This is a genomic window from Streptomyces sp. NPDC102259 (assembly GCF_044766465.1).
GTDB lineage: Bacteria > Actinomycetota > Actinomycetes > Streptomycetales > Streptomycetaceae > Streptomyces.
In genome coordinates this window covers 240,920-259,944 of record NZ_JBIWMA010000006.1, presented here as the reverse complement: position 1 = coordinate 259,944, position 19,025 = coordinate 240,920, and the positions used below count along the sequence as shown (strand labels likewise).

The window sequence follows — 19,025 nt, the reverse complement described above, 5'->3', positions numbered from 1 at the left end:
AGGTTTTGACGGTGCGTAGTCTGTGCGCCATGCACACCACCGGGACCCATGAGACGCCGGGGGGCGTCGAGGTCCTCGGTGCAGTACGGGTGAATGCGCGACCGACCGCATCCGTACTTCGGGGGGACAGGAAACCAGCCGCCCTTTCCAGGCGCGCACGGATGCGCCTGCCCGAGGAGTAATCGTTCGATGAGCGAGCACCGTCGCAAACCGCCGCAGTCGCAGGAAGGCGGACGTGCCGCGGCCCGACGCGGTCAGTCCGGTCCGTCCTCCGGCCGCCGAGCGGCACCGCGAGGCGCCACCGGATCTCCTTCCGACTACGGGTTGGGTCACGGGGCCGGAGGCGAGGAGCAGTCGCACGGCAGCCGGGCCGACGCCCGGCGCGCGGCCCAGAGAGACACGGGCGGGCGACGCAGAGCGGCCGAGCCCACAGCGGGCCGTCGCGGAGCCACGCCCGGACCCGGACGGGGCAGAGGGCGACCGGCGCCCGACAGTAAGCGCCTGATCGACTACCCGCGCGCCGGCAAGTACGGCTGGCAGCGCTGGATGCCGTCCTGGAAGCTCGTCGCGGGCCTGTTCGTCGGCTTCGTGGGCAGTCTGGTGGCAGTTGCGGGCATCGGGTACGCCATGGTGGGCATCCCGGACGTCGCCAAGACGGCGACGGCGCAGAACAACGTCTACTACTGGAAGGACGGCAGCCAGATGGTTGCCACCGGTGGTGAGACGAACCGGCAGAACATCGACCTCTCGCAGATCCCGGAGGAGATGCGCTGGGCGGTGATCTCGCAGGAGAACAAGACCTTCTACGACGACAGCGGCATCGATCCCAAGGGCATCGCCCGTGCCGTGTTCAACATGGCCCGGGGCGGCCAGACCCAGGGTGGATCGACGATCACCCAGCAGTACGTCAAGAACGCCATGTTGAACGACCAGTCGCAGACGATCTCCCGGAAGTTCAAGGAGATCTTCGTGTCCATCAAGGTGGGCGCCGAGGTCGACAAGGACCAGATCATGGCCGGCTACCTGAACTCCGCGTATTACGGGCGCAACGCCTACGGGATCCAGGCCGCCTCCCGCGCCTACTTCAACAAGGACGCGATCAAGCTCAACCCCGGCGAGTGCGCGTTCCTGGCCGCCATGCTGAAGGGCGCCACGTACTACGACCCCGCCGGCACGACCTCCGTCGACCCGGTCGGCGCCACGTCCGTGGCCAACAGCAAGCGGGCCCGGCTCCAGATGCAGGACACCCTCGACAAGATGGTCGAGTACGGCCATCTGGACGCCTCGGTGCGGGCCAAGTACACCGACCTCCCCAAGTGGCAGAACCCCCGCTCGAACACCGACCTGAAGGGCCAGATCGGCTACCTCGTCGACCTCGCCAACGGTTACCTGGTCACCAACAGCAAGACGACCGGGATCACCCAGGACCTGCTCCAGCAGGGCGGCTACTCGATCTACACGACCTTCGACAAGAACAAGGTCAAGGAGCTCGAGGAGTCGGTCACGAAGGTCCAGAAGGCCAACATCAAGCCGAAGGAACGCCCGGACACGGACACGCACGTCCAGTTCGGCGGTGCGTCCGTGGAACCGGACACCGGTGCCATCCGGGCCATCTACGGCGGTGAGGACGCCACCAAGCACTTCACCGACAACGCCGACCAGACCGGTGCCCAGGTCGGCTCGACCTTCAAGCCGTTCGTGCTGGCGGCGGCGATGACCTGGGGTGTGCGCGACAAGGACCTGGGGTCGTCGCAGGCACAGGACGAGCGCACCATCGTCTCGCCCGAGAGCCTGTTCAGCGGCAAGAACAAGCTCAAGATCGAGAACTACGACGGTTCGGTCTGGAAGAACGAGAAGGGCGAGGAGTGGCTTCAGACCAATGACGGCAACGTCTCCCTCGGAACTCCGCCCAACTACAAGATCGACCTCCGGGAAGCGATGCGCGAGTCGGTGAACTCCGCCTTCGTGCAGCTCGGCATGGACGTCGGTCTGGACAAGGTGAAGGACTCCGCCGTCAGCGCGGGTCTGAAGGAGTCCAGCCTGACCAACAGTGGCTTCCCGTCGTTCTCGATCGGCATCTCCGACCCGAGCGCGATCCGGATGGCGGGTGCGTACGGCACCTTCGCCGCCAGCGGCAAGCAGCGTGACCCGTACTCCGTGGAGAAGGTCACGAGCGAGAAGGGCCAGATCTTCACGCACGAGGCCAAGGCGAATCAGGCGTTCACCGCGAAGGTGGCCGACAATGTCACGGACGTCCTGAAGACCGTGGTCGAGAAGGGCACCGGTACCAACGCCCAGCTGCCCGGCCGTGAGGTGGCCGGCAAGACCGGTACCACCGACGGCAACAAGTCGGCCTGGTTCGTGGGCTACACCCCGCAGTTGTCGACCGCGGTCACCATGTTCCGTTACGACGACGACGAGTCGAACAAGAACCGTACGTTCCTGAAGATGTTCGGAACGGGTGGCCAGGAGAAGATCCACGGCGCATCGTTCCCGGCGCAGATCTGGCACGACTACATGGCCGAGGCGCTGAAGGGGACGAAGGCGGAGGACTTCCCGGAGCCCCAGCCGATCGGTGAGATCGTGAACGCGGAGCCGTCTCCGACTCCGACGCCTTCGGTCACCGAGACCGAAGAGGAGTCGCCGTCACCGTCCGCGTCTCCCAGCGAGACGGAGATCGAGCCCTCGCCCTCGGCGACCGAGACCTGCTCGAACTTCTTCGACTGTCAAGACACCAGCGCGGGGACGACCAACGGAAACCAGAACGGCGGAACAGGGGAGACCACTCCGACACCGACAGCCACGGAGTCGGACGGCAACAGCAGAGGCAACGGCAACGGTGGCTTCTTCGGAGGCCCGGGCGGCTAGCCGCACTGTCGTCGTCTTGGGTGTTTCACGTGAAACATGCGCATGTTTCACGTGAAACGAGGGCCGCTCCACCGAACGAGGTGGGGCGGCCCTCGGCGTTTTCCTAGGTCCGTACGGCAGGATGTCGCTCATGCCCAGTGCAGAATCGACGCCGACGCGCGCGCACGAGCCGGATCCGGTGAAGCCGACCAGCGATGACCCGGTGGCCACGGCCGGCAGTGAGCTGATCGGCGGTCCCCTCGGCCGCCGGGCCCTGCTCGGGACGTCCTGGTGGACTCCCGTGCGGATCATCGCGCTGGTGGCGATCGGGATGTTCGCCCTAGGACTGATCCAGAAGGCGCCTTGCTATAACGGCGGCTGGTTCTTCGGTGCCAGCACGCAGTACACGCACGCCTGCTACTCGGACATCCCGCATCTCTACCAGGGGCGCGGTTTCGCCGACGGGCTCGTGCCGTACTTCGACAAGCTCCCCGGCGACATGGACTACCTCGAGTACCCGGTGCTGACCGGCGTGTTCATGGAGGTGGCCAACTGGCTGACGCCGGGCAGCGGCAGCATCCAGGACCAGGAACAGTGGTACTGGATGGTCAACGCCGGGATGCTGATGGCGTGCGCGGCCGTCATCGCCGTCTGCGTGGCCCGGACGCACGCCCGGCGCCCCTGGGACGGCCTGCTGGTCGCCCTGGCGCCCGCGTTCGCGTTGACCGCGACCATCAACTGGGACCTGCTGGCGGTCGCTCTGACGGCCGCGGCGATGCTCATGTGGTCGCGGGGCCGGTCCCTCGCCTTCGGCGTCCTCCTGGGGCTCGCCACGGCCGCCAAGCTCTATCCCGTCTTTCTCCTCGGTCCCCTGTTCGTGCTCTGCTGGCGTGCGGGGAAGTGGCGGGACTTCGGCAAGGCCCTGGCCGGTGCGGTCGTCGCCTGGCTGGTGGTGAACCTGCCCGTCATGCTGTTCGCCTTCGACGGGTGGTCGAAGTTCTACCGGTTCAGCCAGGAGCGGGGCGTCGACTTCGGCTCCTTCTGGCTGATCATGGCGCAGAACTCCAGCGATCCACTCACCACCGACAGCGTCAACACCCTCGCCACGCTTCTCGTCGTGCTGTGCGCCGCGGGCATCGCCGTGCTGGCGCTGACCGCGCCCCGCCGTCCCCGCTTCGCCCAGCTGGCCTTCCTGATCGTGGCCGCCTTCATCCTCACCAACAAGGTCTACTCGCCGCAGTACGTACTGTGGCTGGTGCCGCTGGCGGTGCTGGCCCGGCCGAAGTGGCGGGACTTCCTGATCTGGCAGGCGTGCGAGGTCGCCTACTTCCTGGGCATCTGGATGTACCTCGCGTACACGACGAGCGGCGACGCCCACAAGGGCCTGCCGACCGACGGCTACCACTGGGCCATCGGCGTGCACCTGCTGGGAACGCTCTACCTGTGCGGCGTGATCGTGCGCGACATTCTGATGCCGGAGCGGGACGTGGTGCGGCAGGCGGGCGACGACGACCCCTCGGGCGGGGTGCTCGACGGGGCGGAAGACGTCTTCGTGCTCGGCGCAGCGGCGCATCCGCCCCGGCACGCGTCCCACTTCGACGGGCCGCAGGTGGACTGGGGCAAACAGGACGCCACCGACAGTTCGCTCTGAGCGAACAAGCCGGGCCCGGGGCATCCGGGCCCGGCAGCGGGCCAACGGGAAAGGCCGTACACGGTGTCTGCGTGTACGGCCTTCCCCGTTGCTGCGTTCTTCGGCGTTCGCGCCTCAGCGGTCCACGATCCGGTCGAACTGGGTGGTGGTGTGCCGCAGATGGGCCACGAGTTCGTCGCCGACGTGCGGCTCCGGCGCGTCCGAGGGCACGAACAGGATGGACACCTGCATGTGCGGCGGCTCGGCGAACCAGCGCTGCTTGCCGCCCCAGACGAACGGGGAGAGGTTCCGGTTCACGGTGGCGAGGCCGGCCCGGGCGACGCCCTTGGCGCGCGGCATGACGCCGTGCAGGGCCTTGGGGGCCTCCAGACCCACCCCGTGCGACGTACCGCCCGCCACGACCACCAGGAAGCCGTCGGAGGCCGCCTTCTGCTGCCGGTAGCCGAAGCGGTCACCCTTGGCGACCCGCGTGACGTCGAGGACGGCACCGTGGTACTCGGTGGCCTCGTGGTCCCCCAACCACAGCCGCGTGCCGATCCGGGCGCGGAACCGGGTCTGCGGGAACTGCTGCCGCAGTCGGGCGAGTTCGTCGCCCTTGAGGTGGCTGACGAACATGGTGTGCAGCGGCAGCCGGGCCGCGCGCAGCCGGTCCATCCAGCCGATGACCTCCTCGACGGCGTCGGAGCCGTCGGTGCGGTCCAGCGGGAGGTGGATGGCGAAACCCTCGAGCCGGACGTTCTCGATGGCGGCGTGCAGCTGCGGCAGGTCCTGCTCGCTGATGCCGTGCCGCTTCATCGACGACATCACCTCGATGACCACCCGAGCGCCCACGAGGCCGTACACGCCGTCGACCGACGACACCGAGCGCACGACCCGGTCGGGCAGCGGGACGGGCTCCTCACCGCGCCGGTAGGGCGTCAGCACCAGGAGGTCACCGCCGAAGAAGTCCTTGATGCGCGCGGCCTCGTACGTCGTGCCGACGGCGAGGACGTCCGAGCCCAACCGGGTGGCCTCCTCGGCCAGCCGGTCGTGTCCGAAGCCGTAGCCGTTGCCCTTGCAGACCGGGACGAGTCCCGGGAACTGCTCCTGCACGTGCTTGTGATGCGCCCGCCAGCGCGCGGTGTCGACGTAGAGGGTGAGCGCCATGGCCGGACCTGGGACCTTTCTCGTGGCTGCGGTGTGGGGAAACGCGTCAGAGGTGTCAGAGGTATCAGAGGTATGGAATCACTGAACGTGACGTCAGCGGCGCGACATGTAGATGTCGAGGGCCTTGTGGAGCAGCTTGTTCAGCGGGAAGTCCCACTCGCCGAGGTACTCCGCGGCCTGTCCGCCCGTGCCGACCTTGAACTGGATCAGGCCGAAGAGGTGATCGGTCTCGTCCAGCGAGTCGGAGATGCCCCGCAGGTCGTAGACGGTCGCGCCGAGCGCATAGGCGTCGCGCAGCATCCGCCACTGCATCGCGTTCGAGGGGCGGAACTCACGGCCGATGTTGTCGGACGCGCCGTAGGAGTACCAGACGTGGCCACCGACGATCAGCATCGTCGCCGCCGAGAGGTTCACGCCGTTGTGGCGGGCGAAGTACAGCCGCATGCGGTTGGGGTCCTCGGTGTTGAGGGCCGACCACATGCGCTGGAAGTAGGAGAGCGGGCGTGGCCGGAAGTGGTCCCGCACGGCCGTGATCTCGTACAGCCGCTGCCACTCCTCGAGGTCGTGGTAACCGCCCTGGACGACCTCGACGCCGGCCTTCTCGGCCTTCTTGATGTTGCGGCGCCACAGCTGGTTGAAGTTCCTGTGGACCTCTTCAAGGGAACGGTTCGCCAGCGGCACCTGGTAGACGTAGCGCGGCTGGACGTCGCCGAAGCCCGCCCCGCCGTCCTCGCCCTGCTGCCAGCCCATGCGGCGCAGCTTGTCGGCCACCTCGAAGGCGCGCGGCTCGATGAAGTCGGCCTCGATGTCGCGCAGTCGCTTCACATCCGGGTTCTGGATGCCCGCCTTGATCGAGACGGCCTCCCAGCGGCGGATGATCACCGGCGGGCCCATCTTCACCGAGAACGCGCCCTGTTGCTTGAGGTGCGCGAGCATCGGTTCGAGCCACTCGGTCAGATTCGGCGCGTACCAGTTGATGACCGGGCCCTCGGGAAGGTAGGCCAGGTAGCGCTTGATCTTGGGCAGCTGGCGGTAGAGGACGAGGCCCGCGCCGACCAGTTCACCGGTCCGCTCGTCGAACCATCCGAGGCTCTCCGAACGCCACTCGGCCTTCACGTCGGCCCAGGCCGGAACCTGCATGTGGCTCGCCGACGGCAGGCTCTGGATGTATGCCAGATGCTGCTCGCGGCTGATCGTCCTCAGGGTCAGGCTCATTCCGGGCGCTCCTCGGGCTGGTGTGTCCCCATGGGTACAGGGGCTCCGGCTCTCGCGCCGAAGCCTACTGCGCCTCGCGAGCTGCCCGACTGGGCGTACGGAACCTGCGCCCCGGCCTGCGTGCGGTCGGGGCGTTCCGTCCGGTTTCGTAGGTGTCCTACGCGTCTGCCGGCGCGGCCGGTGTCCGTGGTGCGGGCACCGGCGCCGGTCGGGTCACCAGACTCCGCCGAAGAGGCCGCCGTGGGCCATTCCGATGAAGAACCCGAAGGCCGCGGCACCGAGACCCAGGATCAGACCGAAGCGCTCACGGGTGGTCTCGGAGATCCACTGTCCGTACGCGCCGGTCAGGATTCCCACCAGTCCGGCCCAGGAGCTGAGCAGATGGAGGCTGTGGAAGAACGACGTGATGAAGGCCGTCACCCCGAGCACCAGCGTCGCTGCCAGCAGGGCGTCCTGGATTGGATGGGCTTTGCCGTCGGTGGCGAAGAGAGATCCGGCGGTATTGGGTCGCAATGCCTGTGCCATGTGGCACCTCCTGCGGAAGGCGGCGCATCGTAGCGCCATACACACCCGACGTGTACAGACTGACGGTCATCCACGCCGGATTTCAACCGGAAGCGTGTGTGCAGGTACTCTGTACCCTCTGCACCGGTGTCTGCCTTGGCATGCCAAGGAGTCCGTCCAGCTGAGAGCGGGGAAGTCGCACGCCGACCCCCATTGTCAGTGGCGGCCGATACCGTTGCGTACGCATCACAACCCTCCTGCCACGGATCGACCGTGGCCGCTGAGTCCAAAGGAGGTGGGTTCCACATGCGTCACTACGAAGTGATGGTCATCCTCGACCCCGATCTCGAGGAGCGCGCTGTCTCCCCGCTGATCGAGAACTTCCTCTCCGTTGTCCGTGAGGGCAACGGAAAGGTGGAGAAGGTCGACACCTGGGGCCGTCGTCGTCTCTCGTACGAGATCAAGAAGAAGCCTGAGGGCATCTACTCGGTCATCGACCTTCAGGCTGAGCCTGCGGTCGTCAAGGAGCTCGACCGCCAGATGAACCTGAACGAGTCGGTCCTCCGGACCAAGGTCCTCCGTCCCGAGACCCACTGAGCTTCCCCGCTCAGCTGATCTCGGGATTCTGAGTAGCAGCACTAGCAGCCAGCAGCAAACCCGCCGAGAGGTTCCCCCATGGCAGGCGAGACCGTCATCACGGTCGTCGGCAATCTTGTCGACGACCCCGAGCTGCGCTTCACCCCCTCCGGTGCGGCGGTCGCGAAGTTCCGTGTCGCGTCCACTCCCCGCACCTTCGACCGCCAGACGAACGAGTGGAAGGACGGCGAGAGCCTGTTCCTGACCTGCTCGGTCTGGCGTCAGGCGGCGGAGAACGTCGCGGAGTCGCTCCAGCGAGGCATGCGCGTCATCGTGCAGGGCCGGCTGAAGCAGCGGTCCTACGAGGACCGTGAGGGCGTCAAGCGCACGGTCTACGAACTGGACGTCGAGGAAGTCGGCGCCAGCCTGCGCAGTGCCACGGCCAAGGTCACCAAGGCCTCCGGCCGCGGTGGCCAGGGCGGCCAGGGTGGTTACGGCGGCGGCGGTGGCGGCCAGCAGGGCGGCGCCTGGGGTGGAAACTCCGGCGGCGCTCAGCAGAGCGGCAGCGCTCCCGCCGAAGACCCGTGGGCCACCGGCACTCCTGCCGGCGGCAACCAGGGCAGCAGCGGTGGCGGCGGCTGGGGTGGAAACTCCGGCGGCAGCAGCGGTTCCGGCGGCGGCTACTCGGACGAACCCCCCTTCTAGGCCGGTCGGGCCCGGGTCTCCGGGCACGACCGAGTCGAGGGTGGGGGTCGTATCCCAACTTCTTGATCACACAGGAGAAACACCATGGCGAAGCCGCCTGTGCGCAAGCCTAAGAAGAAGGTCTGCGCTTTCTGCAAGGACAAGGTCACGTACGTGGACTACAAGGACACGAACATGCTGCGGAAGTTCATTTCCGACCGCGGCAAGATCCGTGCCCGCCGCGTGACCGGCAACTGCACGCAGCACCAGCGTGACGTCGCCACGGCCGTCAAGAACAGCCGTGAGATGGCGCTGCTGCCGTACACCGCCCAGGCGCGATAAGGGAAGGGTGACCGACAAATGAAGATCATCCTCACTCACGAGGTCTCTGGCCTCGGTGCCGCCGGCGATGTCGTCGACGTCAAGGACGGTTACGCTCGCAACTACCTGATCCCGCGGAATTTCGCTATCCGCTGGACCAAGGGTGGCGAGAAGGACGTCGAGCAGATCCGTCGTGCTCGCAAGATCCACGAGATCCAGACCATCGAGCAGGCCAACTCCGTGAAGGCCCGGCTCGAGGGCGTGAAGGTCCGTCTGGCCGTGCGCTCCGGCGACGCCGGTCGTCTCTTCGGTTCCGTCACCCCGGCCGACATCGCTTCGGCGATCAAGGCTGCCGGTGGCCCCGAGGTCGACAAGCGCCGCATCGAGCTCGGCTCGGCGATCAAGACCCTGGGCGCCCACGAGACGTCCGTGCGTCTGCACCCCGAGGTTGCCGCCAAGGTCAGCATCGAGGTCGTCGCGGCCTGATCGCTGCGCTTGGCTCGAAGAGCTGAGAAGGGGCCGCACCCCATGGGTGTGGCCCCTTCCGCTTGCTTGTTTCACGTGAAACGCCCGTCCTGCACGACCGGCCGTTTCACCCGACCGACGGTTTCACGTGAAACGGTCAGCGGGTAGCGCCGGTGATGATCCAGCGGCCGGAGCGGGCCCGCAGCCAGAGGGTCAGCATCCTGACCGCCATCATCAGCGCCATCGCTCCCCACACCGCGGTCAGACCGCCGCCGAGAACCGGCACCAGCAGGGCCACCGGAGTGAAGACCGCCAGGGTGAGCACCATCGCCCAGGCGAGATAGCGGCCGTCTCCCGCACCCATCAGTACACCGTCGAGTACGAAGACGATGCCGCAGATGGGCTGGGAGAGCGCCACCACGAGCAGGGCGGGCAGCGCGGCTTCCTTCACCGCAGGGTCGCTGGTGAAGAGCGGAAGGAACAGAGGTCGGGCGATCACGACCAGCAGGCCGAGCGCGGCACCCACGGCGATGCCCCACTGGACCATGCGGCGGCAGACGTCGCGGGCGCCCTGGGCATCGTCGGCACCTAGGTACCGTCCGATGATGGCTTGCCCGGCGATGGCGATGGCGTCGAGGGCGAAGGCCAGCAGGCTCCACAAGCCCAGAGCGATCTGGTGCGCCGCGATGTCGTCGTCCCCGAGACGGGCGGCCACGGCAGTGGCGATCATCAGAATGGTCCGCAGCGAGAGCGTACGGACCAGCAGGGGAACCCCGGCCTGGGCGGAGGCTCTGATGCCGGCGGTGTCAGGGCACAGGGACGCGCCATGACGCCTGGCTCCGCGGACCACCACGGCGAGGTAGACCACGGCCATGCCCCATTGGGCGATCACGGTGCCCCAGGCAGAGCCGGCGATCCCGAGGCCCATGCCGTAGACGAGGCCGACGTTCAGCGCGGCGTTGGCGACGAAGCCCGCGACGGCGACGTAGAGCGGTGTCCTTGTGTCCTGGAGTCCACGCAGGACACCGGTCGCGGCCAGCACGACGAGCATGGCCGGGATACCGAGTGCCGAGATACGCAGATAGGTGGTCGCGTAGGGAGCGGCGGTGTCCGAGGCGCCGAAGAGTTCCACGAGTGCCGGGGCGGTGGGCAGGGTGGCCGCGATCACGGCGGCGCCGAGGAGCAGCGCCAGCCAGATGCCGTCCATGCCCTGGCGGATGGCGGCCGGCAGGTCACCGGCGCCCACGCGGCGCGCTACGGCGGCAGTGGTCGCGTAGGCGAGGAAGACGAAGACGCTGACGGCTGTCATGAGGAGTGCGGAGGCGATGCCGAGTCCGGCCAGTTGGGCGGTGCCCAGATGGCCGACGATCGCGCTGTCTGCCATGACGAAGAGTGGCTCGGCGACGAGTGCGCCGAAGGCCGGGACGGCCAGTGCGACGATCTCTCGATCGTGCTGCCGTCGGACGGCTTCGGGGGGCGCGGGAGCCTGTGTCATGGCCACCAATCTAATCGTCCACAGGTAAGAGATCCAGTCGGTGTGTGACCCTTACCTCTCCGCGCGCCGCGTATCCTCTCGCGTGTCGTTCGAAGAGATCTTGGTCCTACCGGGCAACTTTTTCTTCTGCACAGCCGGTGGATGGGGAAAGTGCAGGTCAGAGACGCTTGGCAAGAAAAGTCGAGGGCTTGTTCACAAGGCTGTCCACCGGGTCGTGCACAGGTTTTGTGGAGTTCTCCACAGCATCGGGGCCGTCGTCCACATGGCCTGTGGATAACCAGATTGGCTGACGGTGCAGACGGGCCTACCGTGGTCCGGCACCCGCTCCGTCCGTCGGCCGAGGAAACCCTCATAAAACCGACGCGTCACAACCGGAGTTGGCGCTCTCAATTGTCAGTGCCGTGCCGTAGAAAGAAGGCATGGCGAGGTCCGCTCGGCGGACGGGAGGAGGTGGCTCGTTGAGCATTTCCGAGCCCTTGGACGACCCGTGGGCCGACAGCGGGCCCAGTGATCGTCTGCCTCCTGCCCGGCGACGCGGCGAGGGGGGGCGCGGTCGGGACGAACAGCACGATCGCGGCCGGGACAGCGGCGAGTGGGAAGGCGGGGGCACCACCTTCGAGCGGGTACCGCCGCAGGACCTCGACGCCGAGCAATCCGTCCTCGGCGGCATGCTGCTGTCCAAGGACGCCATCGCCGACGTGGTCGAGGTCCTCAAGGGCCACGACTTCTACAAGCCCGCGCACGAGACGATCTACCAGGCGGTCCTGGACGTCTATGCCAAGGGCGAGCCGGCCGACCCGATCACGATCGCCGCCGAGCTCACCAAGCGTGGCGAGATCAACAAGGTCGGTGGCGCTTCCTATCTGCACACTCTCGTCCAGACGGTGCCGACAGCCGCCAACGCCGAGTACTACGCGGAGATCGTCCACGAACGCGCCGTGCTGCGCCGTCTGGTCGAGGCCGGCACCCGCATCACGCAGATGGGATACGCGGGTGACGACGACGTCGACGAGATCGTCAACCGCGCCCAGGCCGAGATCTACGCGGTCACCGAGCAGCGCACCAGTGAGGACTACCTCCCGCTCGGCGACATCATGGAGGGCGCCCTCGACGAGATCGAGGCGATCGGCTCGCGCAGCGGCGAGATGACGGGTGTGCCCACCGGGTTCACGGACCTCGACTCGCTCACCAACGGTCTGCACCCGGGCCAGATGATCGTCATCGCGGCTCGTCCCGCCATGGGCAAGTCGACGCTCGCGCTGGACTTCGCGCGCGCGGCGTCGATCAAACACAACCTGCCCAGCGTCATCTTCTCCCTGGAAATGGGGCGCAACGAGATCGCGATGCGTCTGCTGTCCGCCGAAGCCCGCGTCGCCCTGCACCACATGCGTTCCGGCACCATGACGGACGAGGACTGGACCCGTCTGGCGCGCCGGATGCCCGAGGTCTCCTCCGCACCGCTGTACATCGACGACTCCCCGAACCTGTCGATGATGGAGATCCGGGCCAAGTGCCGCCGACTGAAGCAGCGCAACGACATCAAGCTCGTGATCATCGACTATCTCCAGCTGATGCAGGCCGGTGGTTCCAAGCGCTCCGAAAGCCGTCAGCAGGAGGTCTCGGACATGTCCCGTAACCTCAAGCTGCTGGCCAAGGAGTTGGAGGTCCCGGTGATCGCGCTCTCGCAGCTCAACCGTGGTCCCGAACAGCGCACGGACAAGAAGCCGATGGTGTCCGACCTGCGTGAGTCCGGATCCATCGAGCAGGACGCCGACATGGTGATCCTGCTGCACCGTGAGGACGCCTACGAGAAGGAGTCCCCGCGCGCGGGCGAGGCCGACATCATCGTGGGCAAGCACCGTAACGGCCCGACGGCCACCATCACCGTCGCCTTCCAGGGGCACTACTCGCGCTTCGTGGACATGGCGCAGACCTGATCCGGCGCCGGTAGGGCCTCGGACCCCTTCAACGTGGAGCGGCGAGGGCACCATGTGACCATGCCGATATGGCATCTGGTCGAATCATCTTCCTCAACGGCACCTCCAGTTCAGGGAAGTCGAGCATCGCTCGGGAGCTTCTGGACGTCCTGGATGACGGCGTCTTCTTCCACCTGGCGGTCGACAGCTTCAACGCGATGCGCAGCAAGCGGGAGCTCGGGGCGGAGGAACTCGACGCCGCGCTGCGGCGGACCAGGATGGGCTTCCACCGCTCGATTGCGGCCATGGCCGAGGTGGGCAACGACATCGTGGTCGACCATGTGCTGAGCGAGCCGTGGCGGCTGCTCGACTGCCTGACGGTGCTGCCACCCGAGGACGTGCTGTTCGTCGGCGTCCACTGCCCGCTGGACGAGCTCGCCCGCCGAGAGTTGGCCCGGGGCGACCGCCCGCCGGGCCTCGCGGAGCACCAATACGACCTGGTCCACGCTCACGGCGACTACGACGTGGAGTGCGACACCAGCACAGCAAGCCCACGTGAATGCGCCCAGCGCATCAAGGAGCTCCTCCCGCATCGCCCCAGCCCCACCGCGTTCACCCGCCTCCGACGACGCCACCCCGACTTCCACAGAAGCCAGATGCAGTGAGAGTCCTGAGCCGGCGCGAACCGTCCGGCGTGAGCGTTCGGCGCCGAAAGGGCGAGGTCGTCGGTGACCGAGCTGGAGGGTCAACCAGGTGGGAGGAAGGCGAGCACTTTCTGGGCGGAGTCCGGCGACGTCAGCAGTTCCTGGATGTCCGCGGTCAGCTGAGATCAACAGGTCACGCGATGTGGGGCCCTACAGGTGCCCTGGGCGAAATGAGCTCGACGCAGGCCGTGCGGGCGGATGGACTGGGCCCATGACAACACCTCAGGAAGAGCTGCTTCCCGGCACCCGGCGGGCGCTGCTGCACCGGATGGCCGTGGCCCAGACCGAGGGACGCGCCCCGTCGTTGGTCGCCGCGGTCGTACGGGACGGACAGGCCGTGTGGCACGGGGCGCGTACCTCGGTCGACGGACACGCGCCGGACGAGAACGTGCAGTACCGCATCGGCTCGATCACCAAGACCTTCACCGCTGTGCTCGTGCTGCGACTGCGCGACGAGGGAGTGCTCGACCTCGAGGACCCGCTGGAGAAGCACCTGGCCGGGACTGGTGCGGGCGCGGCCACGGTGGCCGAACTGCTCGCCCATACCGGTGGGTTGGCGGCCGAGTCGCCCGGCCCCTGGTGGGAGCGGACCCCGGGCTCGCTGCGGCCCGAGCTCGCCGACGTCCTCGGCGACCGGGCGGCCCCGTTTCCGGCCGGCCGACGTCACCACTACTCGAACCCCGGCTACTCACTCCTGGGCGCTCTCGTGGAAGAGCTCCGTGGGGCGCCCTGGGAGGAAGTGCTGCGACGGGAAGTGCTCGAACCTCTGGGGCTCGACCGTACGAGTGTCCGATCGCAGGCCCCGGCCGCAGGCGGCTGGGCGGTCCATCCCTGGGCCGATGTGATGCTGCCCGAGCCCGCCGAGGACTTCGGGCGGATGGCCCCGGCGGGCCAGCTCTGGTCCACGGCCGGCGACCTCGCGCGATTCGCCGCCTTCCTGGCGCGGGGCGACGACCGTGTCCTGAGCGCGGAGACCCTGCGCGAGATGTGGACGCCCGCGGGACCTGCGGGGCTGCCGGATGTGGCGGACGGAGCCGCCTATGGACTCGGGCTGCAGATCCAGCACCGGGACGGCCGGTTGCTCGTGGGCCACTCCGGCTCGGTACCGGGCTTTCTGGCCACCCTCACCATCGGTGTGGCGGACGACGTGGCCGCGGTGGTGCTCGCCAACTGCACGTCGGGGCTCCTGACGTCCCAGGTCGCCGCCGATCTCGTACGGATCGTCGCCGAGGCCGAGCCGCGGATTCCCGAGCCGTGGCGTCCGCTGACGGAGGTGGACCCCGCCGTCCTGGAGTTGGCCGGCCAGTGGCACTGGGGGACCAGCCCCTTCGCCCTGCGGGTGACGGCCGACGGGATGCTCTCCCTGGGGCCGCTGTCCGGCGGTGGCAGGCGTTCCCGATTCCGGCCGAACGGGGACGGCACGTGGACCGGCCTCGAGGGCTACTACGCAGGAGAGCTCCTGCGGGCCGTACGGCGGCCGGACGGGAGTGTGGACCACCTGGACCTCGGGTCGTTCGTGTTCACGCGTCAGCCGTACGACGAGCGGGCCGCCGTGCCCGGTGGCATCGACGCGGAGGGCTGGCGCGGCATCGGCTAGCCGCCCACGACGAGGAAGCGCCCTGTTTCACGTGAAACAAGGCGCTTCTGTTCGGGCTCGGTGTCTTCGCGGTCTTCAGAGCTGGAGCTTGAAGCCCACGTGCGAGGCGACGAAGCCCAGGCGCTCGTAGAAGCGGTGGGCGTCGGTGCGTGTGCTGTCGGAGGTGAGCTGTACCAACTGGCAGTTCTCGCGCCGGGATTCCTCGATCGCCCACTCGATGAACCGTGTACCCAGGCCACTGCCGCGCTCGTCGGCGTGCACCCGCACGCCTTCGATGACCGACCTGGTCGAGCCGCGCCGGGACAGGCCCGGGATGATCGTCAGCTGGAGCGTCCCGACGACGCGTCCCTCGCGGACGGCGACGACCAGACGCTGGTCCGGGTCGGCGGTGAGCCGTTCCAGCGCGGTCAGATAGGGACTGAGATCGTCCGGCGACTCGCGCTGCGCACCCAGCGGGTCGTCCGCGAGCATGCCGACGATCGCGGGAATGTCCTCGGCGACGGCGGCCCGTATTTCAAGATCTCCCATGCCCGCAACCCTATGTGCCCAAGGCTGCGACAGGTGCGTTCAGTGACTCCACGACCCGTACCAGCGGAGCCAGTTCGGCGTTCCTGGCAGCTTCGTCGAGTGCCTCGCGCAGAGCGGCGTCGTTGGTCGGGCGGGCTTCGGCGAGCAGCTTGAGACCGGCTTCGGTGACGTTGGTGTAGATGCCACGGCGGTCCGTGGGGCACAGGTAGCGCTCGAGCAGCCCACGGTCCTCGAGCCGGGTCACCAGCCGGGTGGTCGCGCTCTGGCTGAGGACGACGGCGTCGGCCACCTGCTTCATCTGCAGATGTCCCCCGGTGCCGTCGTGCTGCCGGCTGAGCACGTCGAGCAGGGAGTACTCGCGCACGCTCAGGTCGTGCCGGGTCTGTAGCGCGCGCTCGATGTGGGCCTCGATCCTCCCGTGCAGCAGGGAGAGGGCGCACCAGCCCTGGGAGAGAGCGGTGAGCGCGGGGTCCGTCGCAGTCATTGGGGATTCTCCTCCGTCCCGGAGCGGCTGACACCAGGATAGAGCAACCTCGCAATATACGGCGTTTGCATATAACCCGCGTGTGCAACTATTGTGGACGCACGTTAAGCGCATCTGCAATCGTCTGGGAAGGTGTTACCCCCTATGCCTCTCGCGCTTCTGGCCCTCGCGATCGGGGCCTTCGGCATCGGCACGACCGAGTTCGTGATCATGGGTCTGCTGCCCGAGGTCGCGGGCGACTTCGGGGTCTCCATCCCCACGGCCGGATTCCTCGTGACCGGCTACGCGCTCGGTGTCATGTTCGGCGCCCCGCTCATGACGGTCCTCGGCACCAAGGTCTCCCGCAAGCGGATGCTGATGATGCTGATGGGCCTGTTCATCGTCGGCAACCTGCTGTCCGCCGTCGCCCCCTCGTTCACCGTGATGCTGATCGGCCGCGTGGTCGCCTCACTCGCCCACGGAGCCTTCTTCGGCATCGGCTCGGTCGTCGCCGCAGACCTGGTCGCCCCGGACAAGAAGGCTGGAGCCATCGCGACGATGTTCACCGGCCTCACCGTCGCCAACGTCGTGGGCGTTCCGCTGGGCACTCTCGTCGGACAGAGCGTCGGCTGGCGCGTCACCTTCGCCGTCGTCGCCGTGCTCGGCGTCGTGGGCCTGGTCGGCGTCGCCAAGCTCGTGCCCGAGATGCCGCGGGTCGAAGGAGTGCAGCTGCGTCACGAGCTGGCCGCCTTCAAGAACGCCCAGGTGCTGCTCGCCATGGCGATGACCGTCCTCGGCTTCGGCGGTGTCTTTGCGGCCATCACCTACATCGCGCCGATGATGACGCACGTGGCCGGCTTCGCCGACGGATCCGTCACCTGGCTGCTCGTCCTCTTCGGGCTCGGCATGGTCGGCGGCAACCTCGTCGGCGGCAAGTACGCCGACCGCGCGTTGATGCCGATGCTGTACGTCTCTCTGGGCGCCCTGGCGGTCGTCCTGGCGCTCTTCACGGTCACCGCCCACAACAAGGTCCTGGCGGCCGTCACGATCGCTCTGATCGGCGCCCTGGGCTTCGCCACGGTTCCGCCGCTCCAGAAGCGGGTCCTGGATCAGGCCCACGGCGCGCCGACGCTGGCGTCGGCGGTGAACATCGGTGCCTTCAACCTCGGCAACGCGCTGTCCGCCTGGCTCGGCGGCCTCGTCATCGCCGCCGGAGCGGGCTACACCGCCCCGAACTGGGTCGGCGCCGCCCTCGCCGCGGGCGCCCTGCTCCTCGCAATCCTCTCGGCCGCACTGGAGCGCCGCGACAAGGCCTCCGGTGCGGCCGCCGACGCCCCCAGTGCCGTCGTCGCCGGTGGAACACGCGCCGAGCGGCAGGCGGCCGTCCAGCGGTGAAGCCCGCCGGTCACCCGGACCTCGATCCACCTCGTCCAGCCTCAGCAACCTCGCAAGGAGAAGTGCCCCTCATGAGCACCACCACCGTCGCGCCCCTGACCATCCACGACGCCGAAGCCCTCGTCACGGCCGCCCGCCGTGCCGCCGAGGCCGCCGATGTCACGGTCAGCGTCACCGTCCTGGACGCCGGCGGCCATCTGCTGGCCTTTCGGCGCGACGACCGGGCCGTGCTGATCTCCGGGGAGACGAGCACGCGCAAGGCGTACACGGCGCTTCAGCTGAACGCCCCCACCGCCGACCTCGTCGAGGCCGTGCAGCCCGGCGGCCTCTTCCACACCCTGCCCACCGCGCTCGACCGGCCGCTGCTGTTCATCGCGGGTGGGGTGCCGGTGCACCGCGACGGCCGTCTGATCGGCGCGATCGGGGTCGGGGGCGGCGCGCCGGAGCAGGACCACGGCTTCGCCATGACCGCCGTGGAGACGCTCGCCTGACCTGTCGCGTCCACGACGAACGCCGGTTTCCCACCTTCAGGGGAGCCGGCGTTCCGTCGTGTCTCCCGGCGTCAGCCGGCCGCCACCGTCAGCGGAGCGAACCGGCGACGCCAGTCGCCCGGCAACTCGGTGATCCCGTAGGTCATCACGGCGTTGAAGGCGACGGGCTCCAGGCCCCGTGCCTTCGCCCACGTCAGCAGTTCCTCGTGCCGTACGTCGATGTCGGTGCGCAGCGGCCGGTCGGTGCGGGCGGCGAGCGAGGCCAGCAGGGCCTTCGCGGTCTTCGTGTCCCTGGCGATCAGCGGGCCCACGACCTGGGTGTCCATGTTGGGCCATGCGGCCGCGTAACCGATGATCCGGCCGTCGTCCTCGGCGACCCGCAACTGGTCGGTGAACGCGGGCAGGCGAGCGATCACATGCGTCCGGTCGGCGCCGAAGACCTCCTCGTCGAGCCGGAGGATCGTGGTGAGGTCCTCGGCCGTGGCCGCACGCGTGACGACGTCCGACGCCGTCTCGTCCGGCGTGAAACGCCCACGCACCATTTCCGCCCGGCCTGTGGTCTTGAAGCCGAGCTCCTCGTAGAGCGGACGGCCGTTCGGCGTGGCGTGGAGAGTCAGCGGGGTGGCGCCCATCAGAGAGACGACGTGCCGCATCAGCCGTCGGCCGATGCCCTGCCGGGCGTGCCGTTCGGCGACCAGCACCATGCCGATGGCGCCGAGGGTGGGCCGGCCGTGCGGGCCGTACTCGGTGACCACGCAGGCGCTGACGAGTCCGCCGTCGGGGGCGTCGATGCCGTAACCCGTTCCGGCCGAGAGGAGCAGGCCCCACTTGTGCTCCTCACGCGGCCACCCCCGGTCCTCGGACAAGTCGGCGCAGGCGGTGAGATCGCGTTGCGTCAGACGACGGATGGGCAGAGCGGTGAGGGAAGGAGTCGGCACGCAGGTCAGGCTGTCCGACCCGCACCGTCGGCGTCCACCTGTTTCCCCTGGGACGTACGTGCTTTTGGTCATGCCATGCCCCATCGCTC

At 68.2% G+C, this 19,025-nt stretch carries 18 protein-coding genes; 11 read left to right on the top strand and 7 right to left on the bottom strand.

Annotated elements, in window-relative coordinates; genetic code table 11:
- The first annotated feature begins 189 nt into the window (after positions 1-189).
- Complete coding sequence (locus ACIRPU_RS17605) at positions 190-2,868, top strand: transglycosylase domain-containing protein (RefSeq protein WP_403867750.1); 2,679 nt, start codon at positions 190-192, stop codon at positions 2,866-2,868.
- 130 nt (positions 2,869-2,998) lie between these two features.
- Positions 2,999-4,498, top strand: a complete 1,500-nt coding sequence (locus ACIRPU_RS17600) for a glycosyltransferase family 87 protein (RefSeq protein WP_403867747.1) — start codon at positions 2,999-3,001, stop codon at positions 4,496-4,498.
- Between the two features lie 114 nt (positions 4,499-4,612).
- On the opposite strand, the gene ACIRPU_RS17595 is transcribed toward ACIRPU_RS17600, so the two are convergent.
- The 3 genes from ACIRPU_RS17595 to ACIRPU_RS17585 form a co-directional block, all read right to left on the bottom strand.
- Positions 4,613-5,644 carry an alanine racemase gene (locus ACIRPU_RS17595; protein WP_403867744.1) on the bottom strand — a complete coding sequence of 344 codons (1,032 nt, stop codon included), beginning with the start codon at positions 5,642-5,644 and terminating at the stop codon, positions 4,613-4,615.
- A gap of 93 nt (positions 5,645-5,737) precedes the next feature.
- On the bottom strand, positions 5,738-6,859 hold the full coding sequence (gene femX / locus ACIRPU_RS17590; RefSeq protein ID WP_355703690.1) for a peptidoglycan bridge formation glycyltransferase FemX: 1,122 nt from the start codon (positions 6,857-6,859) through the stop codon (positions 5,738-5,740).
- Positions 6,860-7,072: 213 nt separating this feature from the next.
- On the bottom strand, positions 7,073-7,384 hold the full coding sequence (locus ACIRPU_RS17585) for a hypothetical protein (protein WP_403867741.1): 312 nt from the start codon (positions 7,382-7,384) through the stop codon (positions 7,073-7,075).
- Positions 7,385-7,669: 285 nt separating this feature from the next.
- Here ACIRPU_RS17585 and rpsF point away from each other — a divergent pair, with 285 nt between their 5' ends.
- The 4 genes from rpsF (at position 7,670) to rplI (ending at position 9,430) form a co-directional block, all read left to right on the top strand.
- Complete coding sequence (gene rpsF / locus ACIRPU_RS17580) at positions 7,670-7,960, top strand: 30S ribosomal protein S6 (protein ID WP_006604399.1); 291 nt, start codon at positions 7,670-7,672, stop codon at positions 7,958-7,960.
- Between the two features lie 78 nt (positions 7,961-8,038).
- Positions 8,039-8,644, top strand: a complete 606-nt coding sequence (locus tag ACIRPU_RS17575; RefSeq protein WP_355703688.1) for a single-stranded DNA-binding protein — start codon at positions 8,039-8,041, stop codon at positions 8,642-8,644.
- An 84-nt stretch (positions 8,645-8,728) separates the two neighbouring features.
- On the top strand, positions 8,729-8,965 hold the full coding sequence (rpsR, locus tag ACIRPU_RS17570) for a 30S ribosomal protein S18 (protein ID WP_020130672.1): 237 nt from the start codon (positions 8,729-8,731) through the stop codon (positions 8,963-8,965).
- Positions 8,966-8,983: 18 nt separating this feature from the next.
- On the top strand, positions 8,984-9,430 hold the full coding sequence (gene rplI, locus ACIRPU_RS17565; protein ID WP_384112390.1) for a 50S ribosomal protein L9: 447 nt from the start codon (positions 8,984-8,986) through the stop codon (positions 9,428-9,430).
- A gap of 136 nt (positions 9,431-9,566) precedes the next feature.
- On the opposite strand, the gene ACIRPU_RS17560 is transcribed toward rplI, so the two are convergent.
- Positions 9,567-10,904: an MATE family efflux transporter gene (locus tag ACIRPU_RS17560; protein WP_403867737.1), complete on the bottom strand. Its 1,338-nt coding sequence runs from the start codon at positions 10,902-10,904 to the stop codon at positions 9,567-9,569.
- 458 nt (positions 10,905-11,362) lie between these two features.
- Between ACIRPU_RS17560 and dnaB the strand changes: the two genes are divergently transcribed.
- The 3 genes from dnaB to ACIRPU_RS17545 all read left to right on the top strand — a co-directional run bounded on the left by dnaB (position 11,363) and on the right by ACIRPU_RS17545 (position 15,121).
- Positions 11,363-12,841 carry a replicative DNA helicase gene (dnaB, locus tag ACIRPU_RS17555; RefSeq protein WP_384112394.1) on the top strand — a complete coding sequence of 493 codons (1,479 nt, stop codon included), beginning with the start codon at positions 11,363-11,365 and terminating at the stop codon, positions 12,839-12,841.
- A 68-nt stretch (positions 12,842-12,909) separates the two neighbouring features.
- Entirely contained in the window at positions 12,910-13,485 is a 576-nt protein-coding gene (locus ACIRPU_RS17550; protein WP_403867734.1) for a chloramphenicol phosphotransferase CPT family protein, read from the top strand.
- A 250-nt stretch (positions 13,486-13,735) separates the two neighbouring features.
- Positions 13,736-15,121, top strand: coding sequence for a serine hydrolase domain-containing protein (locus tag ACIRPU_RS17545; protein WP_403867731.1), 1,386 nt, complete (start codon positions 13,736-13,738; stop codon positions 15,119-15,121).
- A 75-nt stretch (positions 15,122-15,196) separates the two neighbouring features.
- Here ACIRPU_RS17545 and ACIRPU_RS17540 read toward each other — a convergent pair whose 3' ends face one another.
- The gene (locus ACIRPU_RS17540; protein WP_403867728.1) at positions 15,197-15,649 is read right to left on the bottom strand and encodes a GNAT family N-acetyltransferase; all 453 of its coding nucleotides are present in this window, start codon (positions 15,647-15,649) and stop codon (positions 15,197-15,199) included.
- 10 nt (positions 15,650-15,659) lie between these two features.
- Positions 15,660-16,133 carry a MarR family winged helix-turn-helix transcriptional regulator gene (locus tag ACIRPU_RS17535; RefSeq protein ID WP_403867725.1) on the bottom strand — a complete coding sequence of 158 codons (474 nt, stop codon included), beginning with the start codon at positions 16,131-16,133 and terminating at the stop codon, positions 15,660-15,662.
- A gap of 144 nt (positions 16,134-16,277) precedes the next feature.
- On the opposite strand from ACIRPU_RS17535, the gene ACIRPU_RS17530 reads away from it, so the two are divergent.
- Complete coding sequence (locus ACIRPU_RS17530) at positions 16,278-17,507, top strand: MFS transporter (RefSeq protein ID WP_403867722.1); 1,230 nt, start codon at positions 16,278-16,280, stop codon at positions 17,505-17,507.
- A 71-nt stretch (positions 17,508-17,578) separates the two neighbouring features.
- Positions 17,579-17,998, top strand: a complete 420-nt coding sequence (locus ACIRPU_RS17525; protein WP_403867719.1) for a heme-binding protein — start codon at positions 17,579-17,581, stop codon at positions 17,996-17,998.
- 71 nt (positions 17,999-18,069) lie between these two features.
- On the opposite strand, the gene ACIRPU_RS17520 is transcribed toward ACIRPU_RS17525, so the two are convergent.
- Positions 18,070-18,936 (bottom strand): GNAT family N-acetyltransferase, encoded by an 867-nt coding sequence (locus ACIRPU_RS17520; RefSeq protein WP_384112413.1) that lies wholly within the window; start codon positions 18,934-18,936, stop codon positions 18,070-18,072.
- Between the last annotated feature and the right edge of the window lie 89 nt (positions 18,937-19,025).

Excerpts from the sequence above, each read along its gene's own strand:
- ACIRPU_RS17595 (WP_403867744.1), bottom strand. The coding sequence starts at position 5,644 with ATGGCGCTCACCCTCTACGTCGACACCGCGCGCTGGCGGGCGCATCAC.
- ACIRPU_RS17530 (WP_403867722.1), top strand. The coding sequence starts at position 16,278 with ATGCCTCTCGCGCTTCTGGCCCTCGCGATCGGGGCCTTCGGCATCGGC.
- ACIRPU_RS17605 (WP_403867750.1), top strand. The coding sequence starts at position 190 with ATGAGCGAGCACCGTCGCAAACCGCCGCAGTCGCAGGAAGGCGGACGT.
- ACIRPU_RS17525 (WP_403867719.1), top strand. The coding sequence starts at position 17,579 with ATGAGCACCACCACCGTCGCGCCCCTGACCATCCACGACGCCGAAGCC.
- ACIRPU_RS17550 (WP_403867734.1), top strand. The coding sequence starts at position 12,910 with ATGGCATCTGGTCGAATCATCTTCCTCAACGGCACCTCCAGTTCAGGG.
- ACIRPU_RS17545 (WP_403867731.1), top strand. The coding sequence starts at position 13,736 with ATGACAACACCTCAGGAAGAGCTGCTTCCCGGCACCCGGCGGGCGCTG.
- ACIRPU_RS17535 (WP_403867725.1), bottom strand. The coding sequence starts at position 16,133 with ATGACTGCGACGGACCCCGCGCTCACCGCTCTCTCCCAGGGCTGGTGC.
- rplI (WP_384112390.1), top strand. The coding sequence starts at position 8,984 with ATGAAGATCATCCTCACTCACGAGGTCTCTGGCCTCGGTGCCGCCGGC.
- ACIRPU_RS17575 (WP_355703688.1), top strand. The coding sequence starts at position 8,039 with ATGGCAGGCGAGACCGTCATCACGGTCGTCGGCAATCTTGTCGACGAC.
- ACIRPU_RS17600 (WP_403867747.1), top strand. The coding sequence starts at position 2,999 with ATGCCCAGTGCAGAATCGACGCCGACGCGCGCGCACGAGCCGGATCCG.
- rpsF (WP_006604399.1), top strand. The coding sequence starts at position 7,670 with ATGCGTCACTACGAAGTGATGGTCATCCTCGACCCCGATCTCGAGGAG.
- ACIRPU_RS17585 (WP_403867741.1), bottom strand. The coding sequence starts at position 7,384 with ATGGCACAGGCATTGCGACCCAATACCGCCGGATCTCTCTTCGCCACC.
- rpsR (WP_020130672.1), top strand. The coding sequence starts at position 8,729 with ATGGCGAAGCCGCCTGTGCGCAAGCCTAAGAAGAAGGTCTGCGCTTTC.
- ACIRPU_RS17540 (WP_403867728.1), bottom strand. The coding sequence starts at position 15,649 with ATGGGAGATCTTGAAATACGGGCCGCCGTCGCCGAGGACATTCCCGCG.
- femX (WP_355703690.1), bottom strand. The coding sequence starts at position 6,859 with ATGAGCCTGACCCTGAGGACGATCAGCCGCGAGCAGCATCTGGCATAC.
- ACIRPU_RS17560 (WP_403867737.1), bottom strand. The coding sequence starts at position 10,904 with ATGACACAGGCTCCCGCGCCCCCCGAAGCCGTCCGACGGCAGCACGAT.